This window comes from Vallitalea maricola (assembly GCF_036985595.1).
Taxonomy (GTDB): Bacteria; Bacillota; Clostridia; order Lachnospirales; family Vallitaleaceae; genus Vallitalea; species Vallitalea maricola.
This window is the reverse complement of record NZ_BTPU01000086.1, coordinates 16580-40738: the sequence shown is the minus strand read 5'-3', so window position 1 is coordinate 40738 and position 24159 is coordinate 16580. Positions and strand designations below refer to the sequence as shown.

The 24159-nt window shown below is 29.5% G+C and carries 17 protein-coding genes; 4 read left to right on the top strand and 13 right to left on the bottom strand.

All coding sequences use genetic code 11. From position 1 onward, the window contains the following. Positions 1-11 precede the first annotated feature (11 nt). From AACQ14_RS20980 to AACQ14_RS20965, 4 genes are all read right to left on the bottom strand, one after another. Complete coding sequence (locus tag AACQ14_RS20980; RefSeq protein ID WP_339365532.1) at positions 12-941, bottom strand: tetratricopeptide repeat protein; 930 nt, start codon at positions 939-941, stop codon at positions 12-14. A gap of 65 nt (positions 942-1006) precedes the next feature. Further along, positions 1007-2929: a hypothetical protein gene (locus AACQ14_RS20975; protein WP_339365531.1), complete on the bottom strand. Its 1923-nt coding sequence runs from the start codon at positions 2927-2929 to the stop codon at positions 1007-1009. Between the two features lie 43 nt (positions 2930-2972). Continuing rightward, complete coding sequence (locus AACQ14_RS20970) at positions 2973-4583, bottom strand: DUF342 domain-containing protein (RefSeq protein WP_339365530.1); 1611 nt, start codon at positions 4581-4583, stop codon at positions 2973-2975. A gap of 144 nt (positions 4584-4727) precedes the next feature. Beyond that, positions 4728-5546 (bottom strand): AraC family transcriptional regulator, encoded by an 819-nt coding sequence (locus tag AACQ14_RS20965; RefSeq protein ID WP_339365529.1) that lies wholly within the window; start codon positions 5544-5546, stop codon positions 4728-4730. Positions 5547-5681: 135 nt separating this feature from the next. Here AACQ14_RS20965 and melA point away from each other — a divergent pair, with 135 nt between their 5' ends. Then, positions 5682-6980 carry an alpha-glucosidase/alpha-galactosidase gene (gene melA / locus AACQ14_RS20960; RefSeq protein WP_339365528.1) on the top strand — a complete coding sequence of 433 codons (1299 nt, stop codon included), beginning with the start codon at positions 5682-5684 and terminating at the stop codon, positions 6978-6980. 254 nt (positions 6981-7234) lie between these two features. Then, positions 7235-7852: a DUF624 domain-containing protein gene (locus AACQ14_RS20955; RefSeq protein ID WP_339365527.1), complete on the top strand. Its 618-nt coding sequence runs from the start codon at positions 7235-7237 to the stop codon at positions 7850-7852. Between the two features lie 116 nt (positions 7853-7968). Here AACQ14_RS20955 and AACQ14_RS20950 read toward each other — a convergent pair whose 3' ends face one another. The 4 genes from AACQ14_RS20950 to AACQ14_RS20935 form a co-directional block, all read right to left on the bottom strand. Continuing rightward, positions 7969-10854: a response regulator gene (locus AACQ14_RS20950; protein ID WP_339365526.1), complete on the bottom strand. Its 2886-nt coding sequence runs from the start codon at positions 10852-10854 to the stop codon at positions 7969-7971. 47 nt (positions 10855-10901) lie between these two features. Then, positions 10902-12914 (bottom strand): ATP-dependent helicase, encoded by a 2013-nt coding sequence (locus AACQ14_RS20945; RefSeq protein WP_339365525.1) that lies wholly within the window; start codon positions 12912-12914, stop codon positions 10902-10904. A gap of 174 nt (positions 12915-13088) precedes the next feature. Next, positions 13089-14297 carry an HD-GYP domain-containing protein gene (locus AACQ14_RS20940; protein ID WP_339365524.1) on the bottom strand — a complete coding sequence of 403 codons (1209 nt, stop codon included), beginning with the start codon at positions 14295-14297 and terminating at the stop codon, positions 13089-13091. Positions 14298-14363: 66 nt separating this feature from the next. After that, on the bottom strand, positions 14364-15983 hold the full coding sequence (locus AACQ14_RS20935; RefSeq protein WP_339365523.1) for a putative manganese-dependent inorganic diphosphatase: 1620 nt from the start codon (positions 15981-15983) through the stop codon (positions 14364-14366). A gap of 248 nt (positions 15984-16231) precedes the next feature. Here AACQ14_RS20935 and AACQ14_RS20930 point away from each other — a divergent pair, with 248 nt between their 5' ends. Then, a complete protein-coding gene (locus AACQ14_RS20930; protein ID WP_339365522.1) occupies positions 16232-17323 on the top strand; it encodes an HD-GYP domain-containing protein in 1092 nt (363 codons plus the stop codon). Positions 17324-17426: 103 nt separating this feature from the next. On the opposite strand, the gene AACQ14_RS20925 is transcribed toward AACQ14_RS20930, so the two are convergent. Beyond that, a complete protein-coding gene (locus AACQ14_RS20925) occupies positions 17427-18287 on the bottom strand; it encodes an AraC family transcriptional regulator (RefSeq protein WP_339365521.1) in 861 nt (286 codons plus the stop codon). Positions 18288-18410: 123 nt separating this feature from the next. Between AACQ14_RS20925 and AACQ14_RS20920 the strand changes: the two genes are divergently transcribed. Beyond that, positions 18411-19883 carry a sulfatase family protein gene (locus tag AACQ14_RS20920; RefSeq protein WP_339365520.1) on the top strand — a complete coding sequence of 491 codons (1473 nt, stop codon included), beginning with the start codon at positions 18411-18413 and terminating at the stop codon, positions 19881-19883. 31 nt (positions 19884-19914) lie between these two features. Here the strand turns inward: AACQ14_RS20920 and AACQ14_RS20915 are convergent, their stop codons facing one another. From AACQ14_RS20915 to AACQ14_RS20900, 4 genes are read right to left on the bottom strand one after another with little or no spacing between them, the layout of a single operon-like run. After that, positions 19915-20835 (bottom strand): 4Fe-4S double cluster binding domain-containing protein, encoded by a 921-nt coding sequence (locus AACQ14_RS20915; protein WP_339365519.1) that lies wholly within the window; start codon positions 20833-20835, stop codon positions 19915-19917. A gap of 58 nt (positions 20836-20893) precedes the next feature. Continuing rightward, entirely contained in the window at positions 20894-22822 is a 1929-nt protein-coding gene (locus AACQ14_RS20910) for a DUF6449 domain-containing protein (RefSeq protein WP_339365518.1), read from the bottom strand. After that, the gene (locus AACQ14_RS20905; protein ID WP_339365516.1) at positions 22797-23696 is read right to left on the bottom strand and encodes an ABC transporter ATP-binding protein; all 900 of its coding nucleotides are present in this window, start codon (positions 23694-23696) and stop codon (positions 22797-22799) included. The genes AACQ14_RS20910 and AACQ14_RS20905 overlap by 26 nt, the downstream gene beginning before the upstream one ends. After that, on the bottom strand, positions 23693-24088 hold the full coding sequence (locus AACQ14_RS20900) for a GntR family transcriptional regulator (RefSeq protein WP_339365515.1): 396 nt from the start codon (positions 24086-24088) through the stop codon (positions 23693-23695). Before AACQ14_RS20900 ends, AACQ14_RS20905 begins: the two co-directional genes overlap by 4 nt. Positions 24089-24159 lie beyond the last annotated feature (71 nt).

Below are 24159 nucleotides of genomic sequence, written 5' to 3'. Positions count from 1 at the left end.
AATAAACTTTTTCAAACAATAGCGTCGCTTTTTTCTAACATACATCTTATGGATGCTGAATAATTGATGAGACTTTGTAAGTCTCTATCATTTTGAACATATTCTGCCATCTTAGGATGTAATCTAAGTACATCTAGGATATCTTTTTCAGCATTATCGATTAGCTCTAATTTCATATAACAACAAGCTCGATTATAATATAGGAAGACTGAATCTTCATTATTATTAATTCCATCAGTGAATACTATGATTGCTTCCCTGTATTCTTCTTCATCTCTATGCAGAACACCCAGATTCAAGTAGGAGTATGGGTAGTTCTTATTATATTTTATAGCTTGTTCGTAATATTTTTTAGCCTGATTAATTTTGTTTTGCTTGGACATGAGTACACCCATATTGAATAATACCATGTAATGCCTGTTATCAATATCCAGAGCTTTTGTCATTAATGTTAGGGCTTTGTCAATTTCATCTCTCTGCTCATATATAGAACCTAAGTTAATACATGCCCAGAAATCATATGGATTAATTTCTAGTACATTATTGTAATTCTCAATTGCTTTTTCTATTTTACCTAAATAATCGTAAGCATAAGCAAGAAAAAAATAGGCTTTTGTATAATATGGATCACATTCTATAGCTTTCTTATAATATGGTATCGCTTCTTCAAAGTTATCTTTATGGTCATGGAGGATTGCAATACCATAGTATGCTCTTGCTTCTGAATCATCATTGGCTAGAACTTCCTTGTATACTCTTAGTGCATTATCATAGTCATCTAACTCATCATATATGATAGCAATATCTAATAATAACTCGGTATCATTATTTTTACCATAATCATAAGCTTTATTAAAATAATATAATGCTTTTAATAAATTATCTTCTTCATAATATTTTTTCCCTAAAATGATAAAATTGTCTATATGATATTTTTTCATAATTTCTCTCTTTCGTATCATGTTTATGTAAAGTATTTTAGGATATGGATAGCTTTACCTATACATTATGAATAAATTGCAACAAATTCTTCAAACGAGTCAAAATCCTTACCATAGTCATATTGTTTACAACTAATATTCTCACCAAGTATACTTATAATATCATTTACAGGTTCTTTATCAAAACTAATAACAAAAATATTCATGTTATCTACAGGATATACTTTTTCAAACTGTTTTCGTAATTTATCAGTGTTTATTCTCGTAAATGTAAAATTTACACCAACTTTTATATGTATAATCTTTAATTCTAAATAGAACTCTTCTGCTTCAATCACATCTTGTTTCAAATCATTTAAAAATACTACTTGATAGTCAGGTCTATACTGATCTATTATCTTACTAAGCGATATAAACTGATACATGATAGGTGCAATATGATTAGCAATAGATTCTAAAGTAATAATATTCTCTTCGTCTCCTAAAATCTTATCCTTAATAGCTAGTATACCAATAACACCCAAAAGTTTCAACTCATTCTCATCGACAAATATTGGCACGAATAAGGCTCCACTATATGTATTATTAAAACATTCAACTATTTTAGGATCAAAAGTATTTTCTACATCAGCTTCACTATTCAATATTATCTTTTCCCCTAATTTCAGAGGTAGCAGCTCGTCTTGTAAGGGTATATGTGTTAAATTACTATCTATATTTATTGATCTAGTTATATTAATTTCATCTTTATCATTATCATATAATCCTATGAAGCCGCTTGTGACTCCAAAAAAAACACTGAGAGTACTTAAAGTTAAATCAATAAGCTGCTCCATATTACTAGCGATATTAATATTTTTCATTAACTCATTCAATTTAACCAATCTAGCCAATTTATTGTTGATGATTTCCTTCTGCATATTGGTCTTCTGGAAATTCTTAGCGTTATTGATTGCTATATATGTAGATGAAGCCAAGCTTTCAATTAATTCAAATACACTGTGTTCATATTTGTTACCATTCACTTTTGGTCCTAACGTAACAAATCCAACTAATTTATTCTTTTTCAAGAGCGATACCACATAGCTGATTTTAACATCTTTCAATAACTCTCGTGAATTTTCAAACAAATCATAGAACTGTTTCTCCTGTGATTTATTACTCATATCCGTTAAAATCCTGATCTTAGTATCATTTATTGATTTAGTAGGATATAGATTGATGAACATAACTGAACTCGAGTTATATACATCTTTCAAGCTCATTAATTTGTAACTACTACTAATAGAATCATATAAGAAAAAAGTAGTGAAACTACTTTGGGTAAGTTCTGCAAAAGCACTTATGGATAATCTGTATAAAGCACCTAAATCCAAGCTACTTAATAAAGCCTTTGATGAATGATTAATGGCAAATAGGCTGAATAACTTTTCATTCAGCTGTTTACTGACATTCTCTAATTCTTTGAAATATTTATAATTAGACAATGATGTTGAAAACAGGTTCATTAGAGCATTAGCAATGATCTCATCATCCTCTGTAAATTCTTCATTATTTCTATTAACAAATATAAATCCATATAATTCACAATCCATAATTAGCGGCATAATAAAATTGCATTCAAAATCACTAAATATGTCTTTTGAAAAATATGTCTTCAGATTATTTTCTCTTAATAATCCGCTGTTATATTTAATTATTTCATCAAAAGATTCATTATATTCAATAGTATATTCATCATTATTATATCCATTAACCTGCATCAACTTGTATTCATGGTTTTTTCTGATAAATACAGCTATTTGATCAGGTAATAATAATTCATTAGTAAATTCAAAAATATATTTTTCTATGTGGTCTAAATTAAACTTCTGAGAAAAAAATTCAATAGCATGTATTAAACCGGTATATCTATATACCTTTTTACTTATATCTTCATTTTTCCTATGGTGCTCAAGTATATTATACAGCATTTGTTCGTAAGCCATATTTGGGTACCTTCTTCCTGATCAATATAAAGGCACGTCTAATTTATGCCTTGATAAGTTCTTTATTTAATACATAGAATGATGTTGGTGTATTCAAAAATTTGTTACAGTGAGTATTACATGATTTTATGCTTATTGATACATTAGGATATAGGCAATTAGTTACTTTTACTTCTCCTTCGCCTTTTGCATGCAAGTAAGAAACATATTTTTTCTGCTTGTTATATAATTTTTTTAGACTATCCCTATAATACTCAAATTCATCATTCAATTTATCAAAATCAGCTTTTTGAGAATCGCTGAGATTGGCTGCTGAATAGATTGACAGTTTTTGTTTCAATAGTGCAATCTTTTCTTTCACTTTTTTGATTGTCAAGATAATTGTGTCGTATTCTTCCTTTATCTTATTTCTCTCAAATCCTGTTACAGTTATTTTGGTATAAGATTCAGTTCGATTGCCTATTTCCCCAGCTTGAACTTTTACACTAGCCTCAATGTTTCCACCTATGATTCTGCTTTTATAGGATTCAAGTTTAACTTCTTTGGCTTTTATATTACAGTTAATTGCATAGGAACCAATATTAACAGTTCCATCACATATTATAGTACATTCTGATGCAAATTTGGTATACAAATCTCCATTACATATGATCTTAGCTTTATTCTTTCCTGCAATTCCACCTCTTATATAGATACTGCCATCTCTACTTTCTATAGTATCCACGCTACCTACACCCATATCTCCCATTACTTGGATGTCATGGTCTGCTTTAACGATAAAATTATCCTCTATGGAATTTTTAATATCAACAAATCCATCAAAATCAATATTACCTGTTTTGAATGAAACATTACCATCTATTTCTAAGCAATTACATACACCTATGATGTTATTTTGATATATGACCGCACCTGTCCTTTTCGCATATAGAATGGTTTTATCTTCTTTGGCATCGTATCTCTCTGTTACTGTTTTCTTATCATATTCTAGGTTAACTTGTCTGCCTGGTTGAGCAGGTATTATTTCGCCCCATACTGTTTTACCTGGTACCCCTTCTTTGGGTTCTATTCTTTCACCAAGCCAAGTACCTTTTTCTACCTTATTTATCAGGTTAAGTTCATAGTGATTAACATTCTCATTTTCAATCATTTGTGGTTTTACTTCTTCAATTTTATATAGTTTGATTTCTGCATCTTTTCCTCTAGTAGGAAGCACTCCCTCAGCTATCTGGATTTTCTTTAGGGGCTGAATAATATTAACTATATCATGTACATCAATACCATACACTATATTGGAATGCTGTATAGCTTGCATGACTATCTCAACTAATTCAGATTTATCCCTGCTATCAAATTCTTCACATGTCATATTAATTGTTACATAACCTTTTAATCTATCTTTACTTACTGATAGCTCTACTAATGGTTTCTTTATGCCGATTTTTATTATTTTACCAGATGCTAATGTAATTGCAGAAGTAAGAGCAGAAAAGCAGGTAAGATTAATACGAGGATATTGTAACATGATATTATTAAAATCATTTAAATTATATCCCTTTTCGAAAACTCTCACATAATATTGTTCCTCTTCTTCAATTAACTCCAAGTATTCGTTAGAATATATCACATTACTGAACAAATTAACCCACCCCATTATTTACTATTTTTAACCATATTATATAACTTTTTCTACATTAAAATCAATATTTGTACAAAATTAAATTAAAAAACTCCTTATGATATATCGGCAACTACTTATTAATACTTAACAGTAAATCTTTAATATTTTTTTAAGATTCTATTTTTTTTCAATTATTTGTATGGAATTTCTATAATATTTCGGTGATAATCCTTTATATTTTTTAAATATTTTAGAAAACATAAGAGGATCATTATATCCTACAGACCTAGATATTTGTGAAATAGTCAGCCTTGTTGATTCCATTAATTCACAAGCTTTATTTATTCTATACTCAATTAGGTATTGTTGTGGTGATATACGTAATTGTTGTTGAAATAGAATATATAAATAACTTCTGTTAAGAGAAAGATATTTTGCAATATCTATAATAGTTATATTTCTTGAATAATTAGCTTTTATATATATGATAGCTTCTTCCACATAGTTGTTTTTGATTTCCTTTTCATTATCTATGTTGAGACTTTCTTCTATCATCTTGCCTAGTAGCAAGTATAGATATCCTAATAGATTGAAATCCTTACATACACTTAGTTGGTTGCAGTTATTCAATTGCTTAAGTATCTCTTGAATGCTACCATTTGTAAAGTTAAATATTAGATTCTTATGGTCCAAGTTAGCTTTTTGCAGATACTCTTTTGCTTTCTGTCCGCTAAATCCAACCCACATATATGACCAAGGTTTTGCTTTATCCGCTTTGTAGTATGTTATAACATTTGGACATATTAGGAAAGCATTGCCCTTACCTAATTCATATATCTTGTCACCAACCTTATATATACCTTTACCATTAATTATAAAATGGATAAGATAATGATCTCTTATGGCTGGTCCATATGAGTGACTAGGTTTACACACCTCTGAGCCACTATGATAGAATATTAAATCTGTACTATATGCTTCATAATCATATTGCATAATCTTTTACCTCTTCTGAATTATTATGTTTAATCAACTATACAACATTTCACCATGTTATAAAAACATTATACCATAGAATATATTATTTAAACCAGCTATATTATTATTATAAATTATATAGGAGGTTTTAATATGCCAAAAATCACTTTTCTAGGTGCAGGAAGTACTGTATTCGCTAAAAATGTATTAGGAGATTGTATGCTGTCAGAGGCTTTGAGAGATTCCCATATAGCTCTATATGATATTGATGAAAAAAGATTAGCTGAATCAGAAACTATGTTAAAGACTTTAAATAAGAATATTAACGATAACAGAGCTGAAATCATAAGTTATAAAAATAGAAAAGAGGCTCTAAGAAATGCAAATTATGTAGTTAATGCTATACAGGTTGGAGGATACAAACCTTGTACAGTAACTGATTTCGAGATTCCCAAAAAATATGGTCTTCGTCAAACTATTGGAGATACCCTTGGTATAGGTGGTATATTCAGAGGACTTAGAACAATACCTGTGATGTTGGATTTTGCTGAGGACATGGCAGAAGTCTGCCCTAAAGCATGGCTTCTTAATTATACTAATCCTATGTCTATCCTGACATTAGCCATGTCAAAAGCGACAAGTATCAAAACAGTTGGATTATGCCACAGTGTTCAAGCCTGCGTCCCTCATTTATTAAAGGACCTTGGTATGGAAAAAGAGAATCTTCAATGGAAAATAGCAGGTATCAATCATATGGCATGGTTATTAGAAATTACTAGTAATGGTGTTGATCTTTATCCAGAAATCAAGAAAATAGCTGCTGCTCTTGAAACACCTCATGGTAATATGGTTCGTCTAGAAATCATGAAACAATTTGGATACTACGTAACAGAATCAAGTGAACATAATGCAGAATATATGCCTTACTTCATAAAAGACAAATATCCTCATTTTATAGAAAAATATAATATTCCTCTAGATGAATATCCAAGAAGATGTGTAGAGCAAATAGCCAACTGGGAAAAACAAAGAGATGAACTTACAAAAGACAATACTCTTAGTCATAAACGTTCTACTGAATACGGCTCATATATAATGGAAGCAATGGAAACCAATATCTCTTATACTATTGGTGGTAACGTCATGAATACTGGCCTAATTCCTAACCTGCCATCAGATTGTGTAGTTGAAGTACCTTGTCTTGTTAATAGCTCTGGAGTTATTCCATGTTATGTAGGAGAATTACCATTACAGCTTGCAGCTCTTAACAAAACCAATATCAACGTACATCAATTGACAGTTGAAGCAGCACTGACTAGAAAAAAAGAATACATCTATTACGCAGCTATGCTTGACCCACATACTTCTAGTGAATTATCTATTGATGATATCAAGAATATGTGTGATGATTTGATTGAAGCCCATGGAGATTGGCTCCCAGAATTTAAGTAGATTAACCAAATATATTTACCTAATACCTAAATATCTATCATTATTAACAATCCTACTAATATTATGTACAAATTATACAAAAAAACTTCCAAAGTTACATGATTTTACACATTGAAATTACATCAATACATATGATAATATTATTGATAATAACTTTATACTAACAACAAGTATCACTAATCACGTCTTGTTGGTCCAATAATGATAATTATAGAGTTAATATTTTTAAAAATATACTAAGCGAGGGATACATAATGAACTTTTTTAATATTGATGGACCGTTTCAAAGAATTGGAAGTCTAGTTTTTGATATTATGGTATTAGGTCTTTTATGGACATTTATTTCTTTACTAGGTTTCGGAGTAACTATAGGTGCTGTAACAACCGCTCTATACACCAGTGTATATTATAACCTAGTAAAAGATGAAGGATACGTATACAAGACATTTTTCAAAGCACTCAAAAACAAATTCCTTAAATCCACTCTAGTATGGTTAATACTAGTTGCATTATACACATTAATGTTTTTCAACATAACTTCTATTACCAAAGGTGTTCTTGACATACCTTGGTTATTGCCAGTTTATTTTAGCTTGACTATTGAATTATTATTTATAACTTTATATATATTCCCTCTTATGTCTACATCAAAATTGGGTATAAAGAAACTATTTAAATATTCTTTTATACTTGCTAATAAACACTTACCATCAACACTATTAGCTGTTATCATAACAGTAGCACTATTAGCTCTACTTTACATGATAAACAACGTACTACTAATAATCATCTTAGCACCTATTCAATGCTACCTATTATCAAGGTTGATAACAAAAAGAATATTAATACAATACGACACAACAGTATGGTAAAATTATAATGGATTATGCGAGAACCCAACCTCTCACATAATCCATTTTTAATTTCTACTCAATCTATACTAACTCAAGATCGCCACTACAATCAGTATACTCGTTGTCCAACTCTCTTACTTCTCTATTCTTTTATGCTGATCCAACATCTCCCTAATTTTCAACGATAACTCCTCAATATTAATCGGCTTGTTGATAAATCCAACTATCCTATCAGTTATCCCCTTATCCATCTTTTCAAAACCAAATCCTGATAAAAATCCAACTCTAACATCCTTATTAATACTATAAAATTCATTCACTAACTCTTTTCCACTAATATTAGGCATAACAACATCCAATAAAACCAGATTAATATCACTTACATGATTTTTATAATATCTAATAGCTTCAAAACCATCACCATAAGTAATTACCTCATAACCTAACATCTCAATCATTTCCTGTAATAAATCCCTGATTATCTCCTCATCATCAACAACCAAAATCTTTTCTACACCTTTTATCAATCTTTCCTCTTCATCTACAGATGTATATCCTTCCTCATTCAATATTGGTAATTTTATAGTGAAATCTGTCCCAACATTGATAACAGAATTAACGCTAATACATCCCCCATGATTTTTAATAACTCCAAAAGCCATAGCTAAACCCATTCCCGTTCCTTTACCAATATCTTTGGTAGTATAAAAAGGTTCAAACAAATGTTTCTTGACCTCTTCACTCATTCCTATTCCAGTATCAGAAACAATTGTAACTATTGCTGGTTTTTGTTCTTTAACATCAACCTTATCACAATCCCATTCTATGATATTGTAAGTTTTAAATATAAGCTGTCCACCATTAATTAATGCATCTCTAGCATTTATTCCAATATTGAGCAATGTATTTTGAATCTGACTTTCATCACCTAATATCATATGATTCTCAGCTTCTAGAGATGTCTCTATTCTTATCCTTTTGTCAATACTTCTTTCTAGTATTTCCACTACACTATTAATGATGCCATGTAAATCTATAGGTATTAATTTATAATCAGATTCTCTTGAGAATGTTAAAAGTCTATTAACTAATGAAGCGGAATTATTAGAACATTTTTCAATATAATCTATGTATTTCATGCACTCCTTTCTTTCAGCGTATTTAGTTTTGATAATAGATACAGCCCCACTAATAGCCATTAATTGATTATTGAAATCATGAGCGATTCCTCCAACCAATTGACCAATAGCTGATAATTTTTCCGTCTGTCTGACCATGTTCTCCAAATTCCTCTCATTAGTTACATCCCTAATGATTAGTATGATTTGATTATCACCGAATCTATGCATTATAACTTCTAATATTTTACCTAATCGTCTAGAATACTGTTCAATTCTACTTTGATTTTTTCTTTTCTTAAGCATATCATTTATTAATGCTATCCAATACTTTTCATGTGTAATGATTTCTTTGACTTTCTTACCTTCAATTTCTTCTAATCCTAATATTTCATTAAAAGAACTATTGGTTTCTATACATTTGTAATCACAAATATTATTATCATTTCCATATTGAATTTCCAGTCTGGCATACCCGTTTACCATTGTTTCGAATAATGACCGATATCTTTTTTCACTATTATATAATTCCAATTCAGATTGCTTACGTCTTTCTATGCATTGATTAATCCCTACCATCCTTAGAGGTAATCCATCTTCATCTCTTTCTACTACGGAACCTGTTCCCATGTACCACTTGTAATTACCAGCAGCATCTTTAATTCTCCATTCACAAATAAAAACTTGCTCTATATTTTCAAAATGCTTTCTCAATTCTTTATTAATAATTTCTAAATCCTCTTCTTTTATAAGATTAAAAAATATAGTTGCTCTTCCATTAAATTTTTCACCATCATATCCTAATGATATAGCAAACATGGGGGCTATATATAAATAATTGTTACTTATATCCCAATCCCATCCATATAAATTAGCACTACTGACTGCCATCTTCATCCTTTTTTCCAGCTTATGTGAGGAATATATTTGTTCTGATATATCTTCTATCTGAACAAAGTAACCATCTGGTTGTAATTTATCGATTCCTAGAATATTTATTTTAACTTCTAAGAATTTTTTCTGCCTGATATTATTGTTTATTGGATTATCTTTATTATCGTGATTAAGTTCAAATTCCACTCGAAAACTAACATCTTTACCACTCTTTAATTGTTCTAAACTACGATTAGCAATATTGAATCTATCAAATAGATTAGAACCTATAACAGTATCATAATTTTCTATCTCAAACATTTCAAGACATATGGGATTAATGATAATCAATTCAGCTTTTGCATTATAGAGTTCAAGTCCAACTGAAGAAGCATTAAATATATTTTTTATATTTTCGTTATCATATTTATAATCCATATTCATTTTATATATATAAGCAATTATAAATAACGCTTCAGAAAAAATGAAGAAGATACGGTTAATTACATATAACGTCATATCAAAATTATAAACCTTATATAATATAGGACATAGAAGATTGAATATCCCCCATAGAATCAAAAAGCTTCCAATCAGTAGATTATGATTTTTTTTAGATTTAAGTAGCAGAAATCCTATATATGATAATAGGATACCAATATATATATTCAAAATAATTGAATAATCTCTATTAATTAATTTAGTAACAATAATAGCCCCAATGACAGCAATAAATGCCCACAGCCATATTTTCCTGCCTTTAATAGTTATAAATACTTCTGTACTAAGTATAAGTAGAATATAACTAATATCAAGAAATAAGATACCTATCAAAGTTCGGTCTTGTATGGCTAACTCTTCGAATACAAAACCTAAAGCTAAAAATATGATAAAAACAATTATTCCTTTAATATAATAAATTAGATATTTATCTTTTCTTCCTATCTTTAAATATATACAAATAAAAATTAATAGCCATGCTAAGCTTGTAACAATACTATAAATATTCACCACTCTTATTACGTCCATTAGAAACACCTCAATCAATAAATTATAAATATCTATACCCTATAAACTTATTCACATTTTATTAGATTATTTTGTATACAGAATTTTATATTTAATTTTATCTTCTTTTTCTTTTCAAAATCTACTGTGACAGATTTTTTGTTAAGATTTGTAACTGTTCCTTTACCGAATTTTTTATGGTCTATAATACTTCCAACTTCAATTTTAGTAGAAAAATAATCGTAAATCTCATCCAAGAATCTTGACTGGACAGCTGGTTCGTCGTATCTGTTGTTAATGTAAGATATGTATAGATGTTCTTTGGCTCTTGTCATTCCTACATAGAACAATCTTCTCTCCTCTTCTATATCTTTATCTCTATTAGATTTTTCATGAGGTATCAGCCCTTCAACCGCACCAATAATCCAAACAATACCAAATTCCAATCCCTTGGAACTATGCATGGTTGTTAATGTGACAGAGTCATTATATATATTATTATTGCTTTCTTCCATTAACTTTCTATATTCTTCAATATGATTAAACCATTCATCAATTGTGTCAAAATTTTTGGTGCTTTCCCCAATTTCATTCAAGATTTCAGTTAATCCTTCAATCCCTATTTTTCTATAGGCAGCGTAGTTCTCCAAATAACCATCATAGCCTATTTCTTTCCTAATATATTTTATTATATCATAAGGTCGATTTTTTTTGATTACCTGTAATTGATATTGTAATTCATCCAGCCTGTTAGTCATCCACTCTTTTTCCTGAGAATGTTTATATAGTCCTTCCCACATGTTATCAGAATATTTTTTTGATATCTCAAGAACAGCTTTACTTATGTATCTTTTTGGTTTGTTGATTATTCTTATTAACGCTTCTTTGTCTTTTATGTTAAGTGCAAGTTTCATATATGAAATCATATCTTTTGCAACCCAATGATCATATATAATAGCTGATTTATCCCTTACTATGAATGGTATGTTCATATCAAGAAACATATCAATTACCGCTCTGGATTGAATATTGGTTCTATAGATAATTGCAATTTCAGATAATGGTATATCCTTTTGTCTACTTAGTTCCAATATACTATCAGCAACCGTTTTTGCTTCATCCCCTATGTCTTTTGTTTCTATAATACTAGGCTGGTTACCGTCTTTATTACTGGTTATCATATTTTTTATATATCTCTTTTGATTGTTCTTGATTACACTTCTACTTATTTTTACTATGTTTTTAGTAGACCTATAATTATTATTAAGGATTATTTTCTTTGTATCTTCATATTCTTCTGGAAAGTTTAGCAAAAACTCTGGTTTGGCTCCTCTAAAACTGTATATAGACTGGTCATCGTCTCCAACAATAAACAAATTATTATTTGGCTTAGCCAATAATTTTATTGTCTCGTATTGTACTCTATTTATGTCTTGGAATTCGTCAATAAGTATGTACCTAAATCTTGATTGCCATGAACTTAATATTTTACTATTTCTACTTAATAGGTTATAGCATTTGATTAACATATCATCAAAATCAATGGATCTCTTCTCTCTTTTATAAGCCTCATAGAGACTATATATCTTATAGAAATCTTCGTTAGAACAAGACACCGCATTATAATATTTAACATTGATCAGTTCATTTTTTATTAAAGATATTTCTGTAGTTACCTGATTGATGAACTCGTTTTCATCTTCATATTCAATTTTTAACTGTCTAACAATTTCTTTGAATACATCTAGTTTTTTATTTTCCATTATTATCTGACTTACATTCAAGTCGTAATAGCTTTTTAAAATACGAAAAAATACAGAATGAAATGTACCAAAAAGAACTTTTTTATTATTACTTTTATCAGATAAATTCTCAAATCTATTTTGCATAGTGATCGCAGCAGCTTTTGTAAATGTAATTACTAAAATATTGCTTGGATCTACTTTTAATTCTTCTATCAGATGAATTACTCTATGAGTTATAACCATAGTCTTTCCAGACCCAGGTCCAGCTAAAACCATCATAGGACCTTCATTATGAGTTACTGCCTGCTTTTGACTATTATTTAATTCGTACCCCATCAACATTCCTCCTTGGTATTACTAATTATACCATATATAGTAATTATATAAAGTTATGTGACAAAATTTTTGTTATAAAGATTTCATTAATCTTCAAACAATTATTAATCTATTTTCTTCATAAAAAGAAAACCCTAAATCCTTAGTAGGAAATGGGTTTAATTATTTCTCTTTTTATGTAAATACAATATCAATATCTTCAACAATTCCACCATCTATTAATCCATCAGCCACCATATTTCTTAAGATGGACATGCTTTTTTCATGTGTCAGACCTTTTCTATAAGGTCTTTCTTCCATCAAAGCTTGATATATATCAAGACACATAATAAGTCTAGAGTTAAAATCCAGTTTATCACCAGTGAAACCAAAGGGATATCCTGAACCATCTAATTTTTCATGATGATTGCATGCCCATTCTGTTATATCCTTAAATTCATCTATATTGGATAAACTTATTCTACTGTAATATGTATGCTGTTTTATTAAATACAACTCTGTTTCATCTAATTTGCCGTTCTTATCTATTATATCATTACTAATAGCTAACTTACCCAAATCATGTAAATTAGCAGCTATTTTTAATTTTAATATCTCTATGTTATCTTTTTTATAATATTTTCCCATGGTTTCAGTTTTTGCCGCTAATCCATGTGAATGTCTTAACGTAAACGCTGATTTGTTATCAATGATTAAGGAAAAAATCTTGGTTACCTGCTCTAACTCTTCCCATGACATAGTCATATTAATATTAGGTATGGTTCTAGATATTGCATTGAAAATAAAATCATCATATAGATCTAACCAAAAACTTGATTTATCACTGACTTTCAGGAAAGTATCAACTATTATAGGCGAAAACAGTTTACCAGATTGTTCTTTTACATACTTATTTATTTTACACACCTTAGGATAATCAGTATTACTAAGATTAAATACATTATCTAAACGATCTCCAAAAAATATTAATTGAGACATCAATGGTATTTCATCCTTTTCCTTTCCAAAAAAACCTTTTCCGTTGTATGTTTCATGATGATATTTGATTACATTAGTGACATCTGTCAAGAATGGATAGTCTGTAACGTTTTCTTCACCTATTATACAGTGTTCCTTTACATTTTCAAGTACAAGTTTTCTCTTGCTGATCTTAGTAGTAGCGACTTCTTTTAACATGTATTCAGCGACCCCATTGTCATGAAGTACACAGCAGGCAACTAAATCAAATCTTTCTTTTTCATTCATGTTAAGTTGTTTGCCGATAGTATTAGCTATATATGCTACCCTTTTTGAATGATTAGTAGTAACACCTAATATATCCATTTCTACAAAATCCAATGTATAAGATAATGATAGTAAGAGTTTATTTAAGTTAATTTCCATGATTAAAACCTCTCTTTTGCTATGTTAGTTATTGATTATAAGTCAAAATAAATATAAAGTTATCTTTTATAGTTTTGCCGCATTCATTAGCATAGGTACTACTTGTTTTTTTCTAGAGAACACATTAGGTAAGAATATACTGATGTCTTCCTTATCCATGTTAAAGGCATTTTCAGCTATCCACCTTTCTTTTCCTACAGCAAGGATTTCGGTACCTCCTACAACAATATCAGTAATCATTAATACTGCTAGGTCAATATTTTCCACGTCACATATTTTGTTCATCTCACCGGATATATCATTGAATATAGTATAAAACCCTGCAAAATCCCCAGTATTTATCTGTGATATCATAACTTTATATTTACCAAACATGAATTTCTTCATATCATTGTTAATAATATTTTCTGGAGTTTCTTCGCTTAATGAAGAACCTGCTGTTATCAATTTCATTCCATATTTATTAAGGTCCACCCCAGCTATTTTACTTAATTTTTCACCTATTCTTCTATCTTCTTTTGTACTTGTTGGAGATTTAAACAATAATGTATCAGATATTATTGCACTCAACATAATACCTGCCATTTCTTTTGTTATGGTGACATTGTTTTCTTCATACATCTTAGCAACTATAGTACATGTACATCCTAATGGCTCTATCCTAAAATACAGTGGCGCCATTGTTTGAACATTAGCTACTCTATGATGATCAATAACTTCAACAATTTCAGTTTCTTCAATACCTTCTATTGATTGATTCTTTTCATTATGGTCCATCAATATAGCTTTTTTCCTGTTAATATCTATTAAGTTACTTCTTGAAATCATACCTTTTATGAATCCAAATTCGTCAACAACCGGGAATCTCATATGTCTTGAGGTCAGCATATTGTTTTTGACATCATCTATTGTTTCATAAGTAACAAAATATTCTAGTGCTTCTTTTCTTACCATAGTCTTTATAGGTACGCTGTACCCAATTAATTTTACTATTTCATAGACACTGTATTTAGTAGTTAATATAACTCCTTCATACGAATCTCTACCATTAATTCTGTCATTTTCATTATAATTTCCTAATATCATACAGCATCCATTGGTTTCATATTTCTTAATAATGTCTGTTTTACGGTCAGCTATAACTATATCATCTTGTGTCAACTCTATGTCCCCAGTTAAATCAGAGGCTAAATAAACATTTCCCATAATATTATTGTGTTGATATTTTCCCATCAAAATCTCTGCTTTTAATTCTGTCATTATATTTTTAAAGGGAGTGTTTAAATCTTTTAGGACAGTTTTACTAGTCATCTCCAAGTACGGGGGAACTATGTCAGAGATAGACACTATGCCTATTAACCTTTCATTTTCATCTACTACAGGAATTGAACGTCCTATCTTACTTATGATTTTTTCTAAAGTTTGTTTAACAGTATCTGTTTCATGAGCAACTACAGTTTTTGGTAGATTAAGGTCTGATACTTGGGGGTTAAGACCTTTTAAGAGCATAGGTTGAGCTACATTAAAATAATTGAGAGCAAAAGCAGTTTCCTTATTGATTGCTCCTAATCTAGCAGCAATGTAGTTATCGTAACCTAATTGCTTTTTTAAATTTTCATATGCTATTGTTGAACATATGGAATCAGTATCTGGATTTTGATGACCAAATATATATATTTTGTTCATTTCATCACTTCTCTCTACTATATTTAAGCTATTTTTTGTCAGGTCAAAACATAAGCAGAAAAAGCTTTATAGGCTTATCGTTAGATTAATTCTACCAAAATAGTCCATCATGTGCAATTATAATAATTATTTATATACAATAATTTGTTATATAATAGAAATATAGCCCTATTAATGATTAAATTTATTGGAAAACTTGTATATATTTGTTATAATGTACTTAAGTTAATATTTTTGGGGGTGAGGTTGTGACAAGGTATACCGTAAAACAAATTAATACAGTAGATGCTGCTGAAGGAATGGTTTTAGCTGAGGACGTTATATATTCAAATGGGTTATTATTGTTTCCAAAAGATACTACACTTACAGATAGACATATTCTAAAGTTATCTCTATATGACATTAGCTATGTATATATAAAAGATTTTATCGAAGACCCAATCTATACAAAGTCCCCCATAAAACGGGAACTTACACCACAGCAGATTAGAACCAAACAGAATTTCATCAAATTCAGCAAAGATTATGAAATACAGGAAACCAAAGTTAGAGACAATCTTAATCAAATTAGCAATGGTAAGGGTGTTAAGATTACTGATTTATTTTCAATAAGTTCAAATCTAGTAAAAGATCTTGGAACTCAAAGCGATTTGTTCAGTCATCTATGCCATCTCAAAACTTCTGATGATTCTACATATACCCATTGTCTTAATGTATCTATGTTATGTAATATATTTGCACATTGGCTTCATTTTGACGATTCAGAGATAGAAGCTCTAACTGTAGCTGGACTTCTACATGATATAGGTAAAATGAAAATAGATCCTAAGATTCTTAATAAACCTGGCAAATTGACCGCAGAAGAATTTGAAATGATTAAACAGCATCCAAAGATAGGATACGATATGGTTAAAGATATAGACATGGATGAAGGTATCAAGCAAGCTATTTTACTTCATCACGAAAAAATGAATGGTTCAGGTTATCCCTTTGGCTTGGACTGGGACAAAATTCATCCTTATGCCAAGATTGTTTCCATAGTAGATATATATGATGCTATGACATCAGAACGTACTTATCATCAACGCTATTCTCCTTTTAAGGTTATTAGAATATTCGAAGAAGAATGTTACGGTATTCTGGATACTCATTACATGTATACTTTTTTAGAGCATATCGCTCATAATTATATTGGAAGTATTGCAAGGTTATCTACAGGTGAAGAATGTGAAATCAAATTTATCCACAAAAAATCACCTTCAAGACCAATAGTTCAGATTGATAATGTTTTATTGGATTTGGAACAAGAGAATAATATTTTCATTGAAGAAATACTGTAATAGTAATTATTTCATATTTATATTTACTTTGTTATTTGATTTATGAGATAGATTTTGCTTAGCTGACAAAATCTATCTCTTTCTGTTTTCCTATCATAAAATATTATGTTTCTACTCTTTTATGCCTGTATTGAAGAGGAGTTATTCCATATCTTTTCTTGAATAATGTTATATAATATGTTGAATTATCATATCCGCTCATTATAGCTATTTTGTGTACGGAAATGTTAGAATTTAATAGCAATTTCTTTGAATAATTGAGTTTACATTCATTAATATATTGTACAGGAGTTGTTTCTAGCTGTTCTTTGAAAAGCTTATATATGGACCTCTCACTTATAGATAATTCTTTACTCATTATTTTGACTGTAAAACAATTATTTAAGTTACTGTGTATGTAACTTAGTATAACCAATAAATCTTCATCAGTTACTTGTTCATCATTAGTATATAGACTGGAGTTGTTTTCATGATATAGTCTATAAAGTATTTCCATAAGTTTTGAAGAAAAGTAATAACTTGAATACTGCCTGTTAAGCAATGACTCTTTGTATATATCCTCAAATATTCTCCTATAATTTCCCTGATCTAATTTGTTATATGTTGTTTTTATATTATCTATAAAAGAATTATTAATATTTCTATCCATTGTGATGCCCTGTTGATTCATTTCACTATTGTAATCATTATTTTCTTTTTTTAATGTTTCCAGTGAAAAACATAGTAATATACTCTCGTAGGGCATGAAAGATTGATTATGTTGATTAGGCTTTCTAAAAACTATTGTATCCCCTACTATCTTATATTCCTTGTTATCCAGAATCATTTTACAATTACTATCATCTAAGAAATATACCAACTCATAGGATTTGGTTATCCTTTCTTCAAAAACATGATTTGGTTGAAATCTCCTTCTATGTTGAGTGTAGTTAGCAGATATTAGATAAGGTATGAAATCAAACAAGTCTTTCACCCCTTTGCATAATATTTAAGTTTTTATTCGCTTATGTTTATTGTTCATTTAAGTATATATGGATATTATATAAGGGTAATGTATAATTGTAAAGTTTTAGTCAGGAGGAATTATATGAAAAAACCTAATATTGTTTACATACTAGCTGATGATATGGGCTATGGTGATGTATCTTATCTTAATGAAAGAGCTGCTTTCAAAACACCTAATTTTGACAAGATGTGTGAAGAGGGAATTTATTTTACTGATGCCCATGCTGCTTCATCTGTATGCACACCCTCAAGATATAGTATTTTGACAGGTAGATATTGTTGGAGAAGTCCTTTAAAGGAAGGAGTGTTATTTGGTTATGACAAGCCCCTTCTTGAATCCAATCGCCCAACTGTAGCTTCTTATCTACAATCAAAAGGTTATAAAACAGCCTGTATCGGAAAATGGCATCTAGGATTGGAGTGGACCTATAAGGATTCTAAGGATAAAGAAAGTATTGATTATACAATGCCTTTAAAAGATACTCCTGTCAATCATGGTTTTGATTATTTTTATGGTATCGCAGGATCGTTAGATATGGCTCCTTATGTCTATGTTGAAAATATGAATGTTACAGCATTACCTGATAGGGAAGAAGGTTGTACAACTATACAAGAAACCTGTAAAATGAACCAAGCTTATAATAAGAAATTCTTTAGGAAAGGTCCTACTGGTGCTGATTTTGTGCATGAGGAAGTATTACCTAATTTTACTAATCGAGTTCTAGGTAAGCTTGAAGAATACAAAGATGAACCTTTCTTCATATATTTTCCCCTTAATGCACCTCATACCCCTATTCTACCTTCTAAAGAGTTTCAAGGGAAATCTGGTACCAATGAGTATGGTGATTTTGTTCTTATGTGTGATGATGTAGTTGGTAAGATTAATGCCAAGTTAAAGGAACTGGGTATAGATGATAATACAATTGTTATTTTTACTAGTGATAATGGTTGTTCACTCGCGGCAGATTATAAGGAGTTAGCCCAATATGGTCATAACCCAAGTTATATCTATCGTGGAACAAAAGCTGATATTTATGAAGGTGGTCATCGTATACCCCTTATAGTTAAATGGCCTGATACCATTCGTCCAAATATACAATGTAATGAACCTGTTTGCTTAATTGATTTTTTTGCTACTATTTCAGATATATTTGGTGATTCTTTAGATGATAATGTTGCAGAAGATAGTGTAAGCAATCTTCCTATATGGAAAGAACAAAATGATTTACCAGTTAGAGAAGCAATGGTTCATCATTCTATCAATGGTTCATTTTCTATTAGAAAAGGCAAATGGAAATTAGAGATGTGTCCTGACTCTGGTGGATGGAGTGACCCTAAACCAGGTACTACAGATGACAAATATCCTCCAATACAGCTATATAATCTTGAAGAAGATGTCAGGGAAAGATTCAACGTGTATGATGAACATGAGGATATAGTAAATGAGTTGAAGAATTTATTAATACAATATATAGAAGATGGAAGAAGTACTGAAGGCAAACTTCAGGAGAATGATGGAGAAGAACGCTGGAAACAGATTAAGTGGGTTGATTAACCCACTTTAAATAAAGCTACAATAACTGCAACTAACGCAAGAATATATTAAGATTTCTAGGTAGAGCAGCAAGATAATCAGACATGTTCAATACCTTTATTTTTCGTTTCATTTTTCTTGACAATTCTTCAATAGGTTTACCTTCAAGTAATAAACTAGTCTCTTCCTCAGTGAATTCTATAGGCTTGATTTTATTATCATCTATATATTTTTTGTTGACAGGGCATACATCCTGACATCTGGAACATCCATATATGCTATTATGTGAAGATTTGTCTACCCACTCTGGAAAATCCCATTTTGAATCAACTTCATTGTAATAGGTAAGACATCTTTCAGTTTTCATCAAGAATCTATCTTCGACAATTGCTCCAGTTGGACAATTATCCAAACAAGCTCTACAGCTTTTACAGACATCCATTTGAAACATTTCATGCCAAATATCATCTTCACAAGGAATATTAGAATAAAAAGGTACAAGATTAATGAAACTGCCTAAACCTTCCACATAACATAGATTATTTCTACCATATGTACCCAATCCACTTCTTACAGCTAATAGATTTCTAGGTAATCTTGGAGCATATTTTATTTGATAATCCATAGATTTTAGAAAGTCACTTAAATAATGTTGTATTCTTAATGGTGCGGTAGTCATATCCATATATGTGGAAGGAATCTTTAATGGTACTTTCTCACCTTGCCAATTGAAGTTAACTGTTACTGATGAGGGACTTGGTGATGCAACTATAATAATTGAACGAATGGTAAAATCAAGATTAGGTAAATTAATATCCTGAAAGCCTTTAACAATATTTTTTTGGAACTTGTCCAATAATCCACTGTCCATAGTATTTCTGGAATCTTGTTCAAGTCTCTTTAGATTTCTGGCAGGAAATATTTTTGCTCTGTCTCCATGTTTTTTCACTTCTTGTTCAATTAATTCAACCATCACCAATACCCCCGACTCTTATCCCTGATGGATCAAGTGTTAAAAATTATCTCTAACTCTATTGTTTAAGAATAAATTCTGGTGCACGTTCAGCACTTATACGAATGGTCTTTATATCATCAATAGAATTATACTTTATATATACAATCATATCTTTAGTATCATCATATCTTTCGCTGATGTTAACCCTACTATTTAAAATTTGTTGTATTTTACCTTTGTCTTTAATATATATATAATTATACTCCCCAGTACGATTAAATATATCTTCTTTATCTTCATATCTATATGAAGTTGTTATGGCCATTTCGCTAATATCTTCCGGTAAAATCACAATATCATCGTAATATCCTTTTTCTTTTAACCAAGATATTAATTTAGTATAATTACTTTTTAGTTGTACATCTAATGTAATATTATGTCCTTCTTTACTGTTTCCATAAAAATTTATTCTTGCTAGATTAATACTTTTTTTCATATCTTCATAGGATTCATCTATTATTTCTTGCTTAGCTATAGATATAAATTCTTTTAATTCTTGTGGATCTTTTATTATAATATTTTCCTTAAGACTGTCTGGATAAATATTGGCATTATATATATTTTCTTGATCATTTGTTAATAGTGCATAATGATTTTCCTTAAATTCTATTGATTCAAATAACGATTTATAATATTGATCATACTTTTCTATTCCATCAATTAAATATGTTCTTTTTATACTATTACCATCTTTTAACATATATGAAATATTTATCGCATTACCTTCTGTTGGTCGTTCTTTAATTATTTCAGTATGAAGCGCTATAATAGAGTTTATCATTTCTTCAGTATCATATTCAGAGTAATAAGAATTCCAAAAAAATCTATGACTATACTCACAATAAAATTCTATACTTTCAACATCTTTTGCTTTGGGAACTCTTTTTTCATAACCTAACAAATCTAACTTAAAACCCATTACTACAACTATGATAACTAAACTGTAGATAAGTAGTCCTTTATATTTCCTAAATACATTAATTTGTTTTTGTAGCAACATTTCAGATAGAAAATATCCTATTACAGCTCCGACCAAACCACCTGTTAGGAATCTAATTAATGATTCATCATTTCGGTACCAATAACAAAAAACAACACCTGCTCCAAGCATAAAACAAAAAGTCACACCATATTTGAATATTACTTTAAATATATTAAAACATATGATACTAGAAACATTCTCCAGGTTTCTTCTCTTATATAAATATAGAGCAAATGGGTAGAAAATTATAATATATATTATATAAGCAATAATGCTCATATTTACCCCAACACTAAAACTACTCATATTGTTGATTATCAATGGACACAAGTAATTAGCTTGTGAATAATAACTATCGGAAAATCCATAAACAACAATATTCAGGAAATATAAAACCATAATTATTAACCCTACAGGAAGCAATAAAAATATGTAAGAAAAAACTAAATGCCATATAGAACCGCCAACTATAACGCCTATGAATGAACTAATTATAAAAATAGCTGATGATAATACAGAAGTTTTTAAAAACCAACTGAGATAAAACATATTATTAGTGGGACATCCCACAATTGTATTTATTATTATCATCAATACTGTATTAAATAGTAATGGTACCAATAAGAGTATTAATCCTACTAGAATATGGCTATTAAATATTTGTACCCTAGTATATGGATAGCTATGTATTATAGTATATGAACGTACTACTTGTAAGTAACGAAATAAAAGTATAGCTACTAAAACTGGTAAAGTAAGAAGTACAATATTAATAAAAAAATTTTCAAAATCAAAAATTTTCATAATATAATTAGTATTATAATTGTCATTGGAATAGCTCAATAAAGTAGGTAATGGCATCATACAAAAGAAAAATATAGTATAAACAATTCCAAACCATCCATAGGCTCTCAAATCATTACATAACCATGTTTTACTATAGAATGATGTCTTTGATTTCATAACCCACACCTCCCATTTCATATATGAATATTTCTTCTAATGTAAGAGGTAGAATATCTAATATTGCTGGATTACATTGTTCTATTATACTGATAGTTTTTTCTCTGTTACCTTTTAATATATATAAGAAAATACTCCCTCTATTTTCTTTATGCAGTATTTTAGTACCATCTAATATGCTCTTATCAAATTCACCTTTAAACGCTAATTGTATTTTATACACATCGGATTTTAGATCATCCAATTCCCTTTCAATCAGCAATTTTCCTTGATGCATTATACCCACAGTATCACATATATCCTCTAATTCTCTTAGATTATGTGAAGATACCAAAACTGTCATTTGTCTTTCTGCTACATCTTGTACTACTAGATTCCATACTTTTTTCCTCATTACAGGATCTAATCCGTCTACAGGTTCATCAAGTATCATGACCTCCGGCATATATGATATACATAACCAGAAGGCAACTTGTTTTTTCATCCCTTTAGATAGTTTGTTTATTTTCTTGTTTTCATCTATCATAAAAACCTCTTTTAGTTTTTCATACCTTTCTTGATTCCATGTACTAAAAACTTCTCTATAGAATCCAGCCATTTTTTTGATAGTATACTGAGGGAAGAAATATAATTCGTCAGGTACATAAGCTATTTTTTCTTTTATCTCGTTATTTTCATAAACAACATTTTCATCTATCTTGATTTGTCCGTTATCTTGTTGATATACTCCAGTTAAGTGTTTTATAAGTGTTGTTTTACCAGCACCATTAGGTCCTACCAACCCATATATTGAACCTTTTTTTATATGCAGAGAAATATCATCTAATGCTTTGTTGCCTTCAAAATTTTTGCTTAAGTGTTCAACATTAATCATTCTATCCCTCCCTTATCTATGTTTTTTCTATAGACATCATCAATTATTTTTATTATAAATTTTTTTGATATACCCACATAATTGGCTTCTTTCACTAGTTCAGTTATTTTATTCAATAGTTCCACACTATTTTCCCCTCCTGATTTATCATCTACTGGCATGACAAAGTTACCCCTTCCTCTTGCTGAGTAAATATAACCTAAATTTTCTAATTCTTTATATGCTTTTTGAATTGTATTAGGATTAATTGTTAACTGGCTTGCAAGCTCCCTAACAGATGGAAGCTTTTCATCTGATTGTAATATTCCTGAGAATATTAATTCTTTTATATTGTTTACTAATTGTTCGTAGATTGGTTCTCTACTTCTTAAGTCAATGTGAATCAATAGCACACCTCCTTAGTGTATTAACTGTATTACATTATATAGTACAGTTAATACAGTGTCAAGATACTTCTTAGTAT